Here is a 16,173-nt window from a genome sequence, read left to right as displayed (position 1 = left end):
CACCTATTTTTTATAATAAAACTAGTTGTTAAGCAACAACTATCATGTGTCTTATTACGTTTTCATTTATCTTTAAGTTTCTGTCTATTTCTTTAGGAACGTCTACTGCTGATTTGAAGTTAACTAACACATAGAAACCTTCTGTAAACTTAGCTATTGGATAAGCTAATTTTTTAGTTCCCCAAGTATCAACTTTAACTATTTCTCCTTCAGTTGCAACAACTTCCTTAACTTTGTTTAGTACAGCTTCTCTTGTTTCTTCATCAGAGTTTGGCTTTACTACATAAACTAATTCATAATTTCTCACTATAATTCACCTCCCTTTGGACTTAACGGCTCTACACTCTTAGAGCAGAGAAATGAGACTAAAATCTCATACCTACACATTTTATCATTTTTTCTTATTTATGTCAATTTAAATTTTGGACAAATTTTAATATTTAATATAAGGTGAAATATATTTTTTAAATTAACAAGGGATGGCTATTGCCATCCCTTATAATATATCTTAAGTTATTATTTTTAATTAAGCTTCAACACCCATAGCTTCTTTTAAAACTGATGCTATGTTTTTGATACCTTCTATTATTTTTTCTTCTGGCATATTTGAATAGTTAAGTCTGAAAGTATTTTCTCTACCACCATTAGGGAAGAATCCTCCTCCAGCAACATAAGCAACATTCTTTTCTAAGCATTTTGGCATTAATTCTTTAGCATTTAAATTACTTGGAAGCTCTACCCATGTAAATAATCCACCTTCTGGATGAGTAAATACTAATCCTTCTGGGAATTCTTCTTCCATAGTCTTAAGCATAACATCTCTACGTTTGATATAAACAGCTTTTATTTTATCAACGTGTTCATCTAAGTCATACATATCCATAAATTTACTTACTTCCATTTGAGATATAGTTGATGCTTGTAAGTCTGCACCTTGTTTTGCAAAGTTAAATTTAGATAGTATTTCTGGAGAAGCACAAGTCCATCCTAATCTGTATCCTGGGCAGAATATTTTAGAGAAAGTTCCTAAGAATATTACTAATCCTTTTGTATCCATTGATTTTAAAGATGGTAAAGATTCTCCCTCAAATCTTAAATCTCCATATGGATTATCTTCTATTACTGGTATTTCATATTTATTTACTATTTCCATGAATTTTTTACGTCTTTCAAGTGGCCAAGTTCTTCCTGTTGGATTTTGGAAATCAGGTATTACATAAATCATTTTTATTCTATCAGTTGTTTCTAGTATTTTTTCTAGTTCTTCCATTATCATTCCATTAGAATCTGTTGGAACATCTATGAATTTAGGTTGGTAAGATTTAAATGCATTTATAGCTCCTATGTAAGATGGGCTTTCACATAAAATTACATCACCTTCATCAATAAATACTTTTCCTGCAAAATCTAGACCTTGTTGAGAACCACTTGTAACTAATATATCATCTTTATCTACATTAGTTTTGTTTTTGTCATTCATTCTAGCTGCTATTTTTTCTCTTAATGGTTCATATCCTTCTGTTGTAGTATATTGCATAGCTGATCTTCCATTTTCTTCAAGCACTGCAACTGATACTTTTTTCATTTCTTCAACTGGAAATAATTCTGGAGCAGGCATTCCACCCGCAAAAGATATTATTTGTGGTTGTTGAGTAAGTTTTAAAAGCTCACGTATTTCAGATCCTTGTAAACCTTCCATTCTTTTTGCATATTTAACTGCCATAATTAAAGCACCCCCATGAAAATGTTTTCTTCAATTTCTATTATACCAAAAATTTGGATATTAATATACGGTATTTGACATTTTTTAAATGTTAAATTTATATCATTTTTTTATTAGCTTTTTTACTCTCTTTTCTAATGTCTCTCTATCAAGCATTATTAGCCTTGAACATTTCGTACATTTTATCTTTATATCCATTCCAGTTCTTACGATTTCAAACTCTTTACATCCACATGCATGTTGTTTTTTCAATTCAACAATATCCCCTATTTTTAAATCCATTGGCATAAATAATTAGCCTCCTAATCTAACTTCTTTGCTTCCCTTGAGCCATCCTCTAATTTACTTATACAGTAAATTCCCTTTATATCTACATTATTTTCAACTAAAATTGTCTTTATTTTTTTCATATCTTCAAAAGAAAATTTAATTGATATTCCACAGCTTGCTGTTATTTCTCTTGGTGTTGGAAGAGCCATTACTTTTAAACCATTTTCATCAAATAGCTTTTCTGACCTTATTGCATGATGTGTAGAATTAAATGATACTATATACATTTGATTCATTGCTTAATCCTTTCTGACTATCTACTTTTCTTTAGTTTAATATTTCCTATTAACTTTATATTGTTAAACAAACATACATTATATAGAAATAGTATTTGATGCATTTTTTAATGTTTCAACTATAGTGTACATATTTGTAACTGAACCAACTTGTAATTTTTCTTTTAAATTATAGTAATCTAAACAGGTTCCACAAGATAAAATTTCTACCCCTGCATCTTCAAGTATTTTAAGATTTTCTATAGTTGCTTCATTTTCAGCACTTAATTTTACTCCTCCATTAACTAAAAGTATATGTTTAGGATATGGCTTTGATTCTGTTAAAGTATATATAAAACCTTTTATTAATACTTGTCCTAATTCATCATTTCCCAATCCCATCTTATCTGAAGATATAAATACACATGTATCTTCTAGTTCGCTTTCTTCTTTTTGAACTACAACATTATTACCTTTTTTAATTTCTATAGAAATTAAGTTTTCTTTTTCATCAACAATCCTTGCTTCACAATTTAAAGATTTAGCAAGCTTTAATATATTTTCTTTTGCTGTTTCATTGTCAACTGTTGTAACTACAATGCCTTCTTCTATATTATCTAATTCTTTTTTTGTATTTATAACTGGTTTAGGACAAGCAAGCCCTCTAGCATCTATTTTTATACTCATTGTTTGATTCATCTCCTTAAAATTATTCATACAATTTATATTTTATCATAGATATTATCTTGCTTGTTATAGATTGTTTCTATACTATTATAGGTTTATTATACTTACATTATCTCTAAATTTTTATACATAAATACTCCCTTTTGGTAGTACTCTAATTCTTTCTCTTTTGATATGCTTGAATATAATTGACCTAAGTCTATGTACAAGTTTGCTAATATCTTATTATTACCTAAGTCTGATACTATTTTTATACATTTAATTAAATACTCAATAGCAAGAGTAATTTCATTTTGATTCTTATACATATTAGAATAGAATTTTAATGCCTTATACTCATTAAACTTATTTTTATTTTTTATTGATGATGCTAAAGCTATTTTACAATATTTTCTAGCTAAATCATAATCTTCTTTATCTATGTACGCTTCTATTATCTTGAATAAACCTGACATCATATATTCGTCTTCATCATTTTTCTTTATGTTGTACACTTTTTGAGAATATTCAAGAACTCTATCTGTCTCACCTATTTTTCTATAAACATCACAAATTGTTAAGTATACATTTGCTATTCCAGTTTTATTATCTTCATTTTCAAGTATTTTTAGTGCTTTTTTAAAATACTCTTTTGATTCCTCATATTTTCCAATCTCAAGCATGTTGTTTGCTTTTAACACCAAAATATCGACATCTTCTTTTCTATCATTTTTATTATCTATTTCATTTATTTTATCTATGTACTTTAATGACATATTTGGATTATCTAATTTTATATAACAATATGCCATCTTACTATATAATTCCTTATATACGTTAATATCCTCAAACTTATTCTCTGACAAAATTTCCTCTGCAAAATTAAAGTGACTTATCGCACCTTTATAAAAGTCTTCTTGCATATATATCTTTCCTATGTTTAAATAGCACTTTAGTATGTTTTCACTATCATTGTTTTTTATAAAGAAAAATAAAGCCTTTTCAAAGTTTTCTATAGCATTATTGTAATTAGATTTTTTTAAGTTAATGTTAGCCATAAGAAAATTGCATCTGCCATAGTTCTCCATTAAATCGTATCTCTTACATATATCTAAAACTTCTTTTATTTGGTCCTCAGCCTTGTTTAACTCATTCTCTTTTATATAAATTTCACTTTGCAGTATTAAATTATCTGTTATCTTTTTTGACTGCATTTCTTTTGTTTCTAATAAATATTCCACGCTTACATCTAACTTATCACCTAGATATTCCAACAGTTCATAACTAGTATGAGATTTATCTCTCTCTATATGGCTTATTTGTGCTGCTGTTATTCTATCTCCAGCTAACTCTTTTAATGTCATATTTTTTTCTTTTCTTAATTTCTTAATCTTTTCTCCTAAGCTCAAAATTTCCATACTATTCCCACCTTTTGAAGACATTTTTTTATAATATAATTATAACTTATATTTATTTTAAAAACACTACTTTTATTTTACAATATTTTCTCTATACATTAAATGATTTCCCATAAAAATGACTAATATTTAGTTTATTTTGTATTTAATTAACTTAAATAAATCATTTTTTAAATTTGTTACTATTTTGTATTCATATATTCAGTCATAACGATTATAATTATATATAAGAATAGTATCTTGAGAGGAGTAATTTTTATGAAAAACAAGAAAATAATGTTAGTGTTAAGTATATTATCTATATCTATATTGGCAGTTGGATGTAGCAATGCTCAAAATGAAGCAACTAAAAAAGAAACTAAAAATAATACAAATGTTGAGCAACCAAAGGAAGAAAACAATAAAGAAAATAATGATGAAAAAGAAGTTCCTAATAAAAAGTCTACATCAGCTCCAAAGGAAGAAAAAAAGACGGAGTCTGCTGTTATTTATTCTTTTGATGTAGACAAAACAGATTTAATTGAGAATAAGGTTGATTTAGAAAAAATTGATGAAAACACTTTATTTGCTGAGCTACAAAAGCTTAAAGTAATTCCAGAATCTGCAAAACTAAATTCATTTACTACAAAAGATATTGATGGTGTAAAAACTGGTATATTAGATGTTAACTCTGATTTTACAAAATCAAACTTAGGTAGTGATGCAGAAACTTTAATGCTTGATTCAGTTGCACGTACTTACATAAAAAACATGAATGTTGAACAAATAAAGCTTACTGTTGATGGCGCTAACTATGAAAGTGGTCATATAGTTCTTGAAGATGGAGATTATTTAAAGTAAGTTTTTAAATTATATTAAGCTACAAAAATAGTGTCAACTATCTATAAAGTTGACACTATTTTTATGTTGTAATTTATACTATTTATTTTTTGAAATTTTCTTCAAGGCATCTATTGCTTTATCTATCTCATCTTTCGTATTAAAATATCCTATACTGAATCTTACCGCACCTTGTTTTAACGTACCTAAAGTAGTATGAGCTAATGGAGAACAATGTATTCCTGATCTAGTTGCTATATTATATTCACTATCTAATAAGAAAGTAACCTCTCCAGAATCCATGTTTCCTATATTTATAGCTATTACTGAGGCTCTTTTTTTACTGTCTTTTGGTCCATATATCTTTATATCTGATACTTCTTCTAACTTATTTAGCATATATTGACATAATTCTTCTTCATGTTGTCTTATATTGTTGATTCCTCTTTCAAATATAAATAATACACCTTGGTTAAGCCCTGCTATACCTGGAGTATTATGAGTTCCTGACTCGTATTTATCTGGGAACAGTTCTGGTTGAACCATTTCTTCTGATTTACTACCTGTCCCACCCTCTTTTAATATATTCAAATTTAGGCCTTCTCTTACATATAAGATACCTGTTCCTTGAGGTCCAAATAAGCATTTATGACCTGGCATAGCCAACATATCTATATTACATTTCTTCACATCTATATCATAAACACCTGCTGTTTGTGATGCATCTACCAAGAATATTATATTATGTTTCTTAGCTATTTCTCCAACTTTTTTTATATCTATTAATGTTCCACATACATTAGATGCATGTGTAGTTACAATCAGCTTAGTGTTATCCTTTATTGATTTTTCTAACTCTTCATAATCTAAAAAACCTTCATCATCACATTTTACTACAGTATTTTCAACCCCTTTTTTCTCAAGAGCTTTTATAGGTCTTATTACTGAATTATGTTCCATAGATGTTGTTATTACATGATCTCCTTTTTGTAATACACCTTTTATTGCTAAATTCAAAGAGTCTGTTGCATTAGACGTAAATACTATATTCATAGGATTACTTACATTAAATAACTTAGCTATATTTTCTCTTGTATCATAAATTTCTCTAGCAGCTCGCATAGCAAGCTTATGCCCTGCTCTTCCTGGATTTGCACAATAGTTTTTCATACAATCTAAAACAGCATCATAAACTCTTTCTGGTTTTGGATATGTAGTTGCAGCATTGTCTAGATAAATCATATTCATCGTCCTCTCTATTTTATATTTGTGTGTTATTCAAGAAGCATTGATACAATACTGTTTAAATCATCATCATTATAGTATTCTATCTCTATTTTACCTTTTTTCTTACCTTTGGAAATATTTACTTTAGTTCCAAAAATATTTCTAAGTTTATCTTCTACATCTAAAATAAATACATCTTTAGGCTTAGACTTCTTTGGCATATCTTCTTCTTTATTTTCAGATATTTTTTTTGCAATATTTTCAACTTCTCTTACAGAAAGTTCTTCCTCTTCTATCTTTTTTGCAATTTGTAGTTGTAATTTTTTATCTACAATCCTTAATAGAGCCTTTCCATGACCTGCTGTGATTTTACCACTATCTATCATGTCTATAACATCTTGTCCTAGATTTAAAAGTCTCAAAGTGTTAGTTATATGAGGTCTACTTTTACCGACAGCTTCTGATATTTCTTCTTGAGTTACATTATAATGCTCAATTAAACTTTTATATGCTAGTGCTTCTTCTATTGAATTTAAATCTTCTCTCTGTAAGTTTTCAATTAAAGCTATCTCCATTATGTCTTTCATCTCTATATCTTTAATTATAGCAGGTATTTGACTTTTATTTGCAAGTTTTGATGCTCTAAATCTTCTTTCACCAGCTATTATCATGTACTTATTGTTTTCATCTCTTTTAACTACTATTGGTTGTAGTACACCATAATTTTTTATAGACTCAGATAATACTTTTATTTTTTCTTCATCAAATTGCTTTCTTGGCTGAACTTCGTTTGGATATATTTTGTCTATATCTATATTAACTATTTCTTTATCTGAAGTTTCTCCTTTAATTTCTGGTATCAATGCACTAAGACCTCGACCCAATCTATTACTTCTTTTAGACTTATTCTCCATACTACCACTCCTCCTCTTCTAAATCTATAAATTCTTCTGCTAGTTCCAAATAAGCTACAGACCCCCTACATCTTTTATCATAATAAATTGCTGGTTTACCATGACTAGGAGCTTCTGCAAGTCTTACATTTCTTGGAATTAGAGTAGTGTATACACTACCTTTAAAGTACTTTTTAACTTCTTCAACAACTTGTATTGATAGATTGGCTCTTCCATCAAACATACTCAAAACAACACCTTGAATTTCTATATCTGTATTTAATCTTGATTTTACTAATTTTATAGTCTCCATTAATTGACTTACACCTTCTAAGGCATAATATTCACATTGTATAGGAATTAAAACACTATCTACAGCCGTTAGACAATTTATTGTAAGCATTCCAAGTGAAGGTGGGCAATCCAAAAATATATAGTCGTATTCATCCTTTACTACTTTTATGGAATTTTTTAAAATATACTCTCTATTATTTATAGATGCAAGCTCTATCTCTGCACCTGCTAGTTCCGTAGCTGATGGAACTACATCTACATTTTCAAACTCTGTTTTTATTATTGCTTCTTTAATATGCAAACCATCTAACATAATCTCATAGATTGTATTTTCTACTTCATTTTTATCAATACCATATCCACTAGTTGTATTTCCTTGAGGGTCCAAATCTAATACTAATATCTTTTTTCCTAAGGTTCCTAAACTGGCACTTAAATTTACATTTGTTGTAGTTTTTCCGACTCCGCCCTTTTGATTAAATATAGCTATAACTTTGCCCATGATGTTCCCCCCTTTAAGAATCAAATTAATTTTAAATATTGACTAGTTGCTTTTATAATTATAAATAATGTCTATAAATCAATTTATATTACAAGGCTTGTTTAAAAAAAAAGATTACTGGTAAGCAGTAATCTCTATTTTTTAGGGATTTTTACGACAACTTCCATATAATCTCCCTTATCTATTTCATTATACTTAGCATCAATTCCTGTATTTGATATAGCATCAAAGGCTTGCTTTATAGTATTTATGTAAATTCTTATACTCATAGCACCCTTTATATTCTGTTTTTTATCAGGCTCTTCTTGAATTTCAATTTCTTCTAGTATATCTTGTATCAGTTTTTCTGTTTTTTTAACAGTCAATTCATTCTTTATGACCTTTTCTAGTACACTTTTCATTAAATCTTCACTTGGTAATTTAAGGAATGCCCTAGCATGTCTTTCTGTTAAATTATTCTCTATTAGCTTCATTTTTATATCGTTTGGAAGCTTTAATATTCTAAGCTTGTTTGCTACAGTAGATTGATTTTTACCTAATTTTTCTGCTAATTGCTGTTGAGTAAAAGCATGCTCTTTTATTAAGTTTTCATAGCCAATTGCTTCTTCAATAAAATTTAAGTCTTCTCGTTGCAAATTTTCTAATAACGCTAGAACAGCAGAAGATTCATCGTTCATATTATTTATAATTGCTGGTACAGTTTTAAGCTCTGCTAACTTAGCTGCTCTTAATCTTCTTTCTCCAGCAATTAGTTCATATTTACCATCTTTTGCTCTAACTGTTATAGGTTGAATTATACCATATACCTTTATAGAATTGCTCAATTCCTCCAATGAAACTTGTGAAAATATTTTTCTTGGTTGGTATGGATTTGGAACTATATCTTCTATAGGTATCTCCATAACTCTTTTATCTTCCATAACATACCTCTCTTATTTTAGATATAAATATTTTTGTTCTCTATATGTACATACAATTTTATTTCTGCATCTACTTTAATAATTCCTTTATTTTTGTTTGTTTTGAGGCAACCTTAATTATTTCCTGAGAAATGATTAAGGTTGCCTACTAATTAATATCTTGATTATTTAATAGGATTTTTAGCTGGCTTACCAGCTTTTCTAGGGTATTTAACTGGTGTTTCATGTATCTTTTTAAAAACTAATATATTATGATTTAAATCTATTTCTGGTAATTCTACATCTATTTTTTCAACAAACTCTAATCCTAAAGTATCTATAGCCTTTTTTGATTCCTCTAATTCTAGATTAGCATTTGGACCTTTTAAACAAATAAAATATCCTCCTACTTTTATAAATGGTACACAAAATTCCATAAGAATTGGTAATCCAGCTACAGCTCTTGCTGTAGCAATATCATACTTTTCCCTGTACTTTTCATCTTTTCCAAAATCTTCAGCTCTTCCATGTATAAATTTAATACCCTCTAGTTCTAATGCTCTAGCAACTTCTTCTAGAAAGCTTATTCTTTTATTTAAAGAGTCCAATAAGGTTAACTCTAACTCCTCTAAACATATTTTTAGTGGTATACCTGGAAAACCAGCACCTGTACCAACATCTATTATGGACATACCATTTTTTATATATCCATTTTTTACAGCTGAAATAGAGTCTAAAAAATGTTTTATATATACTTCTTTTTCATCCTCTATTCCTGTAAGGTTCATTTTTTGATTCCAATCAACTAATATATCTCTATAAGTCTTAAATTTTTGTAACATATCATCATTTGTATCTATATTAAAATTTTTAATTCCATTTTCTAGAAGTTTTATATTATTCACTTTTTCCACCTCTAGTTCTTCTAACTTGTTCTAGGTGTATAAGTAATACTGATATATCAGCTGGAGAAACACCTGATATACGAGATGCTTGACCTATTGAAATAGGTTTTATGTCATCTAGTTTTTGTCTTGCTTCTAATCTAAGTCCTTCTATTGATGAATAATTTATTTTTTCATCTAATTTTTTATTCTCAAGCTTTTTAAATTGGTCTATCTGTTTTAATTGCTTGTCTATATAACCTTCATACTTAGTCATTATTACGCATTGTTCTTTAACTTCTCTTGAAACATCTTCACCAGCATCTTTTCCTATTTCTTCAAGCAATTCATAGGATACTTCTGGTCTTTTTAAAAACTCATACAGTGATATTCCAACTTTTATTGGCGTTGCACCTTTTTCTTCTAGTAAATTATTTACTTCCTTTGGTGTAACCCTTTCGCTCTTTAATCTTTCAAATTCTTTTTCAACAGCATCCTTTTTATTTATGAATCTTTCATATCTATCTTTTTTAACTAAGCCTAATTCATAACCCTTTTGAGTTAATCTCATATCCGCATTATCTTGTCTTAAATACAATCTATATTCTGCTCTTGATGTCATCATTCTATAAGGTTCATTAGTTCCTTTAGTAACAAGGTCATCTAATAATACACCTATATATGCTTCTGAACGATCTAATACAAAAGGTTCTTTTCCTTCTATCTTTCTAACAGCATTTATACCCGCCATAAGCCCTTGAGCTGCTGCTTCTTCATATCCAGAAGTTCCATTAAATTGCCCTGCACTAAATAAGTTTTCAACACCTTTTATTTCTAAACTTATTTTTAATTGTGTTGGGTCAACACAATCATATTCTATAGCATATGCAGGTCTCATTATCTTACAGTTTTCAAGCCCCTTTATAGTTTTATACATATCTAGTTGAACTTCAAAAGGTAAACTAGTTGATATCCCTTGAATATACATTTCTTTAGTATTCAAACCCTCTGGCTCTATAAACAATTGATGTGAAGTTTTATCACTAAATCTTACTACTTTATCTTCTATAGAAGGACAATATCTTGGCCCAGTACTTTCTATAACTCCACTATACATGGCAGACCTTTTTAAATTATCTAGTATAACTCTTTGAGTATCTTCAGTGGTTCTTGTTAAATAACAAGGTTCTTGCTCTTTCTCTATGTTTTCATTCATAAATGAGAAAGGAGTTACTTTTTCGTCACCTTCTTGTAGAGACATTACAGAGAAATCTATACTATCTCTATGGACTCTTGCTGGTGTTCCTGTTTTAAATCTTCTCATTCTAAGACCTAATTCAACTAAACTATCTGTAAGGTATTTTGCATATCCTAGTGCATTAGGACCTTCGTAAAATGCCACCTCACCCATATATATTTTTGAATTTAAATAAACTCCAGTAGCTAATATTACAGCTTTAGATTTAAATGAACATCCTAGCTTAGTTCCAACACCTATTACAACATTTCCTTCATGTAATATTTCTACAACTTCATCCATAGCTATATCGAGGTTTGGCTCATTTTCTAATGTTTTTTTCATTTCTTCATGGTATTTAAATTTATCTGCTTGGGCTCTCAAGGAATGAACTGCTGGTCCTTTAGCAGTATTTAACATTCTACTTTGTATATATGTCTTGTCTATATTTAGTCCCATTTGACCACCTAAAGCATCTATCTCTTTTACTAACTGACCTTTACCCGTTCCACCAATTGATGGATTACAAGGCATTAATGCAATAGAATCTAAAGACATTGTTATTATCAAAGTTTTATATCCCATTCTTGCAGTAGCTAAAGCAGCTTCACATCCCGCATGACCTGCCCCAACTACTATAACATCATATTTTCCTGCTTCAAACTTTATCATTTATAATTCCTTTCTTTTTAATATTAATGTTTCATGAGAAACACTATAAAATATCTATAATTTCTACAATAAAAAATGAAATTTATTACTTCTATATCTTCTTTCCTTTTGTATTTTACATCCTATTTTCCTATACAGAAGTTATGGAATATATTATCTAATAAATCTTCTGTTACTGTATCTCCATTAATATATCCAAGGTAGTCCCATATATTTTTTAAATCTACTTCTACAAAGTCAAATGGCATACTTTGTTCTAGAGCAATTAAAGCATCTGTTGCAGACTTATATGCCTTACCAAGTGCATCCTTATGTCTAGAATTAGTTACTATTAAACTAGAATTGTTTTTGATACTTCCTTTATATACCATAGACTCTATCTTATCTTGTAATGTTTCTATTCCTTCTTGCTGTAAAGCTGATATTCTTATTATACTATTATTTTCTACATATTTAAGTATTTTTTCTTCTTCAATCTCTTGTTTTAAGTCATTTTTATTTAATAGTACTATTGTTTGTTTATCTTTAAGCTTCTTTAATATTTCTACATCTTCTTCTGACAACTTTCTTGATGCATCTAAAACCATTATAATTAAATCAGCACTTGTAAATGATTCTTTAGATTTCTCAACGCCTATTTTTTCAACTATATCATCAGTATCTCTTATACCTGCTGTATCAACTATCTTAAGAGGTATACCTTTTATATTAACAAATTCCTCTATAACATCTCTAGTAGTTCCTGGTATGTCTGTAACTATAGCTCTATTTTCTCCCAAAATAGAGTTAAGCAGTGAAGATTTTCCTACATTTGGTTTCCCAACAATTACTGTTTTCAAGCCTTCTCTAAGTATTTTCCCACTTTCAGCTGTATCATATAATTTTTTAATTTCTTTTTTAAGTTCACCAGTTTTATCCTTAAGCGTTTGATATGTTATATGTTCAATATCTTCTTCAGGATAATCTATAGCAACTTCTACATGTGCCAGTATCTCAGTAACTTTATCTCTTAAGTCTCTTATCTTCTTTGATAGAGAACCCTCTAACTGGTTTTGAGCAACTTCATGAGCTATATCAGTTTTTGCCTTTATAACATCTATTACTGCTTCTGCTTGAGATAAATCTATTCTTCCGTTTAAAAATGCTCTTTTAGTAAACTCCCCAGCTTCTGCCAATCTAACATCTTTAGATAATATTAGTTCTAAAATTTTCTTTACTGAAATAAATCCACCATGGCAATTTATTTCTATAACATCTTCTCCTGTATATGAATTGGGACCCTTCATATATGCCAATAATACTTCATCTATTGCATTTTCATTATCTACAATATTTCCATATATTAATGTTCTTTTATTATAATCTTTAATACTCTTTCCTGACATGGATTTAAAGATTTCTTCTGAAACTTTTAAAGCTTTTTCTCCACTTATTCTCAGTATACCTATACCACCTTCTCCAGGTGCTGTAGCTATAGCCGCTATTGTATCATCTATAAACAAATTTATCACCTCTTAATTTATAATTTTTACATATAGATTTATTTTTGACCAATTACAATGATTTAATAAGATTAAAAAATAAAACCCCCTAATGTTTAGGAGGTTGATTTTATCTTTTACACTCAATTACTAATCTTCTATATGGATCGGTTCCTTCACTATATGTAATTACATATTTGTCATTTTGAAGGGCTGAATGTATTATTCTTCTCTCATATGGATTCATATAATCTAATTTTTTAGTTTTTCTTGTTTTCGCTACTTCTCTAGCAACCTTATTAGCATATCTTATTAAAGATTCTTCTCTTTTTGACCTATAGTTTTCTATATCTACAAGTACTCTTGTATGAGAGTCTTTATTTATTTTATTAAGAGCTAATCCAGTTAAAAATTGAATAGAATCTAAAGTTTCCCCTCTTCTACCAATTAAACTTGCAGCTTCTTTGCCTTCAATATCAACCATGATTAAATTATCTTTTTGAGATACATTGACTTTGGCATCAACATTTGCATTTTTCAACATTACCTCTATAAAATTTTTAGCTACATCTAGTTCCTTTTCAATAACAAAAATTTCATAGGTACCATCTTTAGCACCTATAAAACCTAAAAACCCCTTGCTTGGATTTTCTAGTATTTCTACCTCTATATCCTCTACTTTTAAATTTAAATCTGCTATCGCCTTATTTATAGCTTCTTCTTTACTTTTACTTTTTATTAATTTTAGGCTTTTTCTCATTAACTTTTTCCTCCTTAGAGTTAGCAGCCAGCTTAGCTTTTAAAGGATTCATTATTAAGTAATACTGAGCTATTGAGAATAAGTTACTTACTGTCCAGTACAATGTAAGTCCTGCTGGGAATATAAATCCCCAATAGAAAGACATCCCTGCCATTACATATGTCATTACTTTCATAGAGCCTTGTAGTTGGTCCTTTGGAGTCATTACTTTTTGCATTACATATGCACTTGCTCCTGAAAATACTGCTAATACATAATCTGGTGCTGTTAAACTTTTTATCCATAAAAACCCATTGTCAGCTGCCATAAATGCAGCTTGATTTGCAAAAACGCCATGAGCAACTGGCTCTCTTAAAACGCTAAATAATCCTATTAATATAGGAAACTGTATTAATAAAGGTAAACAACCAGATAGTGGATTAATTTTAGCTTCTCCATATAACTTAACAATTTCTTCATTTTGTTTTTCTGGCTTATTTTTATATTTTTCTTGTATCTCTTTTATACGAGGTTGTATATCTTGCATTGCCTTTGTTGACTTAGTCTGTTTAACTGTTAATGGTAGTAAAATAATCTTTACAAGTATAGTAAAAATTATTATAGAAATACCATAGTGGTTAACAAATTCAAATATTACCTTAAGAATTAATCCTAAGAAATTTCCTATTATATTCAATTTTTTTATACCTCCTAATAGTTACTCTCTTTTATTTTAGAGGGTCGTAACCTCCTGGATGAAAAGGATGACATTTTAGAAGTCTTCTTATTGTTAAGTACATACCTTTTACAAATCCATATTTTTTAAATGCCTCTATTGAATATTGTGAGCAAGTTGGATAGAATCTACAAGTAGGTCCCTTTAAGGGAGATATATACTTTTGATAAAATTTTACTAAATAAATACATAAATTCGATAAATACCTACTTATTTCCTTTAATATATAAATTATTTTATTCAAAATTATTAACCTCCATATTTATAGCATATAATTTAAAGAGAAATATCCGTTCTTTTAACTAAATTTTTTATAGACTTGTCTATCTCTTTAAAACTAGCATCTTTACTAGATACTCTTGCTATAAATACTATATCATATCCAGGCTTAATTTTTTCATCAATATTTAATCTGTAGACTTCTTTTATTAATCTTCTTACTCTATTTCTAGTGATAGCTTTTCCTACTTTCTTTGAAACAGAAATACCTATTCTACTATAATCTGATTTATTTTTAAGTATATATATTACTAAATATCTGTTTGCAAAAGATTTGCCGTGTTTATATACTTTTCTAAAATCAGAGTCTTTTTTTAACCCCTTTGTCCTATTAAAGTCCATAGTTAACCTCCATAAACACAGCTATGCATTGTAATTATTTACACAAAAAGGCCACCTTTGCAGCGGCCCTTTTGTAATTAATGAGTTAATCTATTTCTTCCTTTAGCTCTTCTTCTTTTTAACACGTTTCTTCCGTTAGACGTCTTCATTCTTTTTCTGAAACCATGTTCTTTACTTCTTTGTCTCTTTTTTGGTTGATAAGTTCTTTTACTCATTATTTTGCACCGCCTTTCAGATTTCATTTTCCGTTTATAAAAATAATAACTTTACCCTCAAAGTAAACATAACACATATAATTATAAATACTTTTACTATCGTTGTCAACGAGTTTTTGGTATGCTTGCATCACAAAATCTACCATATATATATTATGTATTTTTTTTATTGAAAATACTAGTAAAAATCTATTTAATTTTATTCTAAATTATTTTTTTCAATTATATACACAAATAAAGCAAATTTAACATGTTTATATTTTTATCAACAATTAGTTAATATTGTGGATAAATTAGTTACAAATCATTGAAGTTTGACATATATTTTGATATTATAAATATACTTGTTGATAATGTGTATAAATGTTATCAACTTATTAAAAATTATTCACAGCTTGTGGATACTTTTGTGTATAACTTTTAAGATTACTGACAATACTCTAGTTATAATCACCATTTATTGTATGTTTATGTTATTTATAACTTTATCTACATATTGTTTATATCTTTTCATATTTTTTTAATAATTTATACTATTATTAATTTATCAACACCATTATCCATAAATTTAGTTATTCTGTAAAATTTATATATATTTTTGC

At 28.3% G+C, this 16,173-nt stretch carries 19 protein-coding genes; 1 reads left to right on the top strand and 18 read right to left on the bottom strand.

The window, feature by feature from the left end:
* Nucleotides 1-28 precede the first annotated feature (28 nt).
* The 6 genes from JJC01_01180 to JJC01_01155 form a co-directional block, all read right to left on the bottom strand.
* Complete coding sequence (locus JJC01_01180; GenBank protein UDN58515.1) at nucleotides 29-307, bottom strand: 30S ribosomal protein S6; 279 nt, start codon at nucleotides 305-307, stop codon at nucleotides 29-31.
* Nucleotides 308-526: 219 nt separating this feature from the next.
* Nucleotides 527-1,723 (bottom strand): PLP-dependent aminotransferase family protein, encoded by a 1,197-nt coding sequence (locus JJC01_01175; protein ID UDN58514.1) that lies wholly within the window; start codon nucleotides 1,721-1,723, stop codon nucleotides 527-529.
* Nucleotides 1,724-1,825: 102 nt separating this feature from the next.
* Nucleotides 1,826-2,011 (bottom strand): DUF951 domain-containing protein, encoded by a 186-nt coding sequence (locus tag JJC01_01170; GenBank protein ID UDN58513.1) that lies wholly within the window; start codon nucleotides 2,009-2,011, stop codon nucleotides 1,826-1,828.
* 14 nt (nucleotides 2,012-2,025) lie between these two features.
* Complete coding sequence (locus tag JJC01_01165) at nucleotides 2,026-2,289, bottom strand: DUF3343 domain-containing protein (protein UDN58512.1); 264 nt, start codon at nucleotides 2,287-2,289, stop codon at nucleotides 2,026-2,028.
* Between the two features lie 78 nt (nucleotides 2,290-2,367).
* Nucleotides 2,368-2,955 (bottom strand): sulfurtransferase-like selenium metabolism protein YedF, encoded by a 588-nt coding sequence (gene yedF, locus JJC01_01160; protein ID UDN58511.1) that lies wholly within the window; start codon nucleotides 2,953-2,955, stop codon nucleotides 2,368-2,370.
* A 104-nt stretch (nucleotides 2,956-3,059) separates the two neighbouring features.
* On the bottom strand, nucleotides 3,060-4,352 hold the full coding sequence (locus JJC01_01155) for a tetratricopeptide repeat protein (GenBank protein UDN58510.1): 1,293 nt from the start codon (nucleotides 4,350-4,352) through the stop codon (nucleotides 3,060-3,062).
* Between the two features lie 258 nt (nucleotides 4,353-4,610).
* Here JJC01_01155 and JJC01_01150 point away from each other — a divergent pair, with 258 nt between their 5' ends.
* Nucleotides 4,611-5,192 (top strand): GerMN domain-containing protein, encoded by a 582-nt coding sequence (locus JJC01_01150; GenBank protein UDN58509.1) that lies wholly within the window; start codon nucleotides 4,611-4,613, stop codon nucleotides 5,190-5,192.
* A gap of 78 nt (nucleotides 5,193-5,270) precedes the next feature.
* Here the strand turns inward: JJC01_01150 and JJC01_01145 are convergent, their stop codons facing one another.
* The 12 genes from JJC01_01145 to rpmH all read right to left on the bottom strand — a co-directional run bounded on the left by JJC01_01145 (nucleotide 5,271) and on the right by rpmH (nucleotide 15,571).
* A complete protein-coding gene (locus JJC01_01145; GenBank protein ID UDN58508.1) occupies nucleotides 5,271-6,413 on the bottom strand; it encodes an aminotransferase class V-fold PLP-dependent enzyme in 1,143 nt (380 codons plus the stop codon).
* A 32-nt stretch (nucleotides 6,414-6,445) separates the two neighbouring features.
* Nucleotides 6,446-7,312, bottom strand: coding sequence for a ParB/RepB/Spo0J family partition protein (locus tag JJC01_01140; protein ID UDN58507.1), 867 nt, complete (start codon nucleotides 7,310-7,312; stop codon nucleotides 6,446-6,448).
* Nucleotide 7,313: 1 nt separating this feature from the next.
* Nucleotides 7,314-8,087 carry a ParA family protein gene (locus JJC01_01135; GenBank protein UDN58506.1) on the bottom strand — a complete coding sequence of 258 codons (774 nt, stop codon included), beginning with the start codon at nucleotides 8,085-8,087 and terminating at the stop codon, nucleotides 7,314-7,316.
* Between the two features lie 134 nt (nucleotides 8,088-8,221).
* Nucleotides 8,222-9,007 (bottom strand): nucleoid occlusion protein, encoded by a 786-nt coding sequence (gene noc / locus JJC01_01130; protein UDN58505.1) that lies wholly within the window; start codon nucleotides 9,005-9,007, stop codon nucleotides 8,222-8,224.
* Nucleotides 9,008-9,171: 164 nt separating this feature from the next.
* Nucleotides 9,172-9,891: a 16S rRNA (guanine(527)-N(7))-methyltransferase RsmG gene (gene rsmG, locus JJC01_01125; protein ID UDN58504.1), complete on the bottom strand. Its 720-nt coding sequence runs from the start codon at nucleotides 9,889-9,891 to the stop codon at nucleotides 9,172-9,174.
* Nucleotides 9,884-11,779: a tRNA uridine-5-carboxymethylaminomethyl(34) synthesis enzyme MnmG gene (gene mnmG, locus JJC01_01120; protein ID UDN58503.1), complete on the bottom strand. Its 1,896-nt coding sequence runs from the start codon at nucleotides 11,777-11,779 to the stop codon at nucleotides 9,884-9,886. Before mnmG ends, rsmG begins: the two co-directional genes overlap by 8 nt.
* A 122-nt stretch (nucleotides 11,780-11,901) precedes the next feature.
* Nucleotides 11,902-13,281 (bottom strand): tRNA uridine-5-carboxymethylaminomethyl(34) synthesis GTPase MnmE, encoded by a 1,380-nt coding sequence (gene mnmE / locus JJC01_01115; protein UDN58502.1) that lies wholly within the window; start codon nucleotides 13,279-13,281, stop codon nucleotides 11,902-11,904.
* Between the two features lie 109 nt (nucleotides 13,282-13,390).
* On the bottom strand, nucleotides 13,391-14,020 hold the full coding sequence (locus JJC01_01110; GenBank protein UDN58501.1) for a protein jag: 630 nt from the start codon (nucleotides 14,018-14,020) through the stop codon (nucleotides 13,391-13,393).
* Entirely contained in the window at nucleotides 13,989-14,696 is a 708-nt protein-coding gene (locus JJC01_01105; GenBank protein UDN58500.1) for a YidC/Oxa1 family membrane protein insertase, read from the bottom strand. Before JJC01_01105 ends, JJC01_01110 begins: the two co-directional genes overlap by 32 nt.
* 31 nt (nucleotides 14,697-14,727) lie before the next feature.
* Nucleotides 14,728-14,979 carry a membrane protein insertion efficiency factor YidD gene (yidD, locus tag JJC01_01100; protein ID UDN58499.1) on the bottom strand — a complete coding sequence of 84 codons (252 nt, stop codon included), beginning with the start codon at nucleotides 14,977-14,979 and terminating at the stop codon, nucleotides 14,728-14,730.
* A gap of 32 nt (nucleotides 14,980-15,011) precedes the next feature.
* Nucleotides 15,012-15,356 (bottom strand): ribonuclease P protein component, encoded by a 345-nt coding sequence (rnpA, locus tag JJC01_01095; GenBank protein UDN58498.1) that lies wholly within the window; start codon nucleotides 15,354-15,356, stop codon nucleotides 15,012-15,014.
* Nucleotides 15,357-15,433: 77 nt separating this feature from the next.
* On the bottom strand, nucleotides 15,434-15,571 hold the full coding sequence (gene rpmH / locus JJC01_01090) for a 50S ribosomal protein L34 (protein ID UDN58497.1): 138 nt from the start codon (nucleotides 15,569-15,571) through the stop codon (nucleotides 15,434-15,436).
* Nucleotides 15,572-16,173 lie beyond the last annotated feature (602 nt).

Source organism: Clostridioides sp. ES-S-0010-02 (assembly GCA_020641055.1).
In the GTDB taxonomy this organism is placed as follows: Bacteria; Bacillota; Clostridia; order Peptostreptococcales; family Peptostreptococcaceae; genus Clostridioides.
The sequence above is the reverse complement of the archived record's forward strand: the minus strand, read 5'-3'. Positions and strand labels throughout refer to the sequence as shown.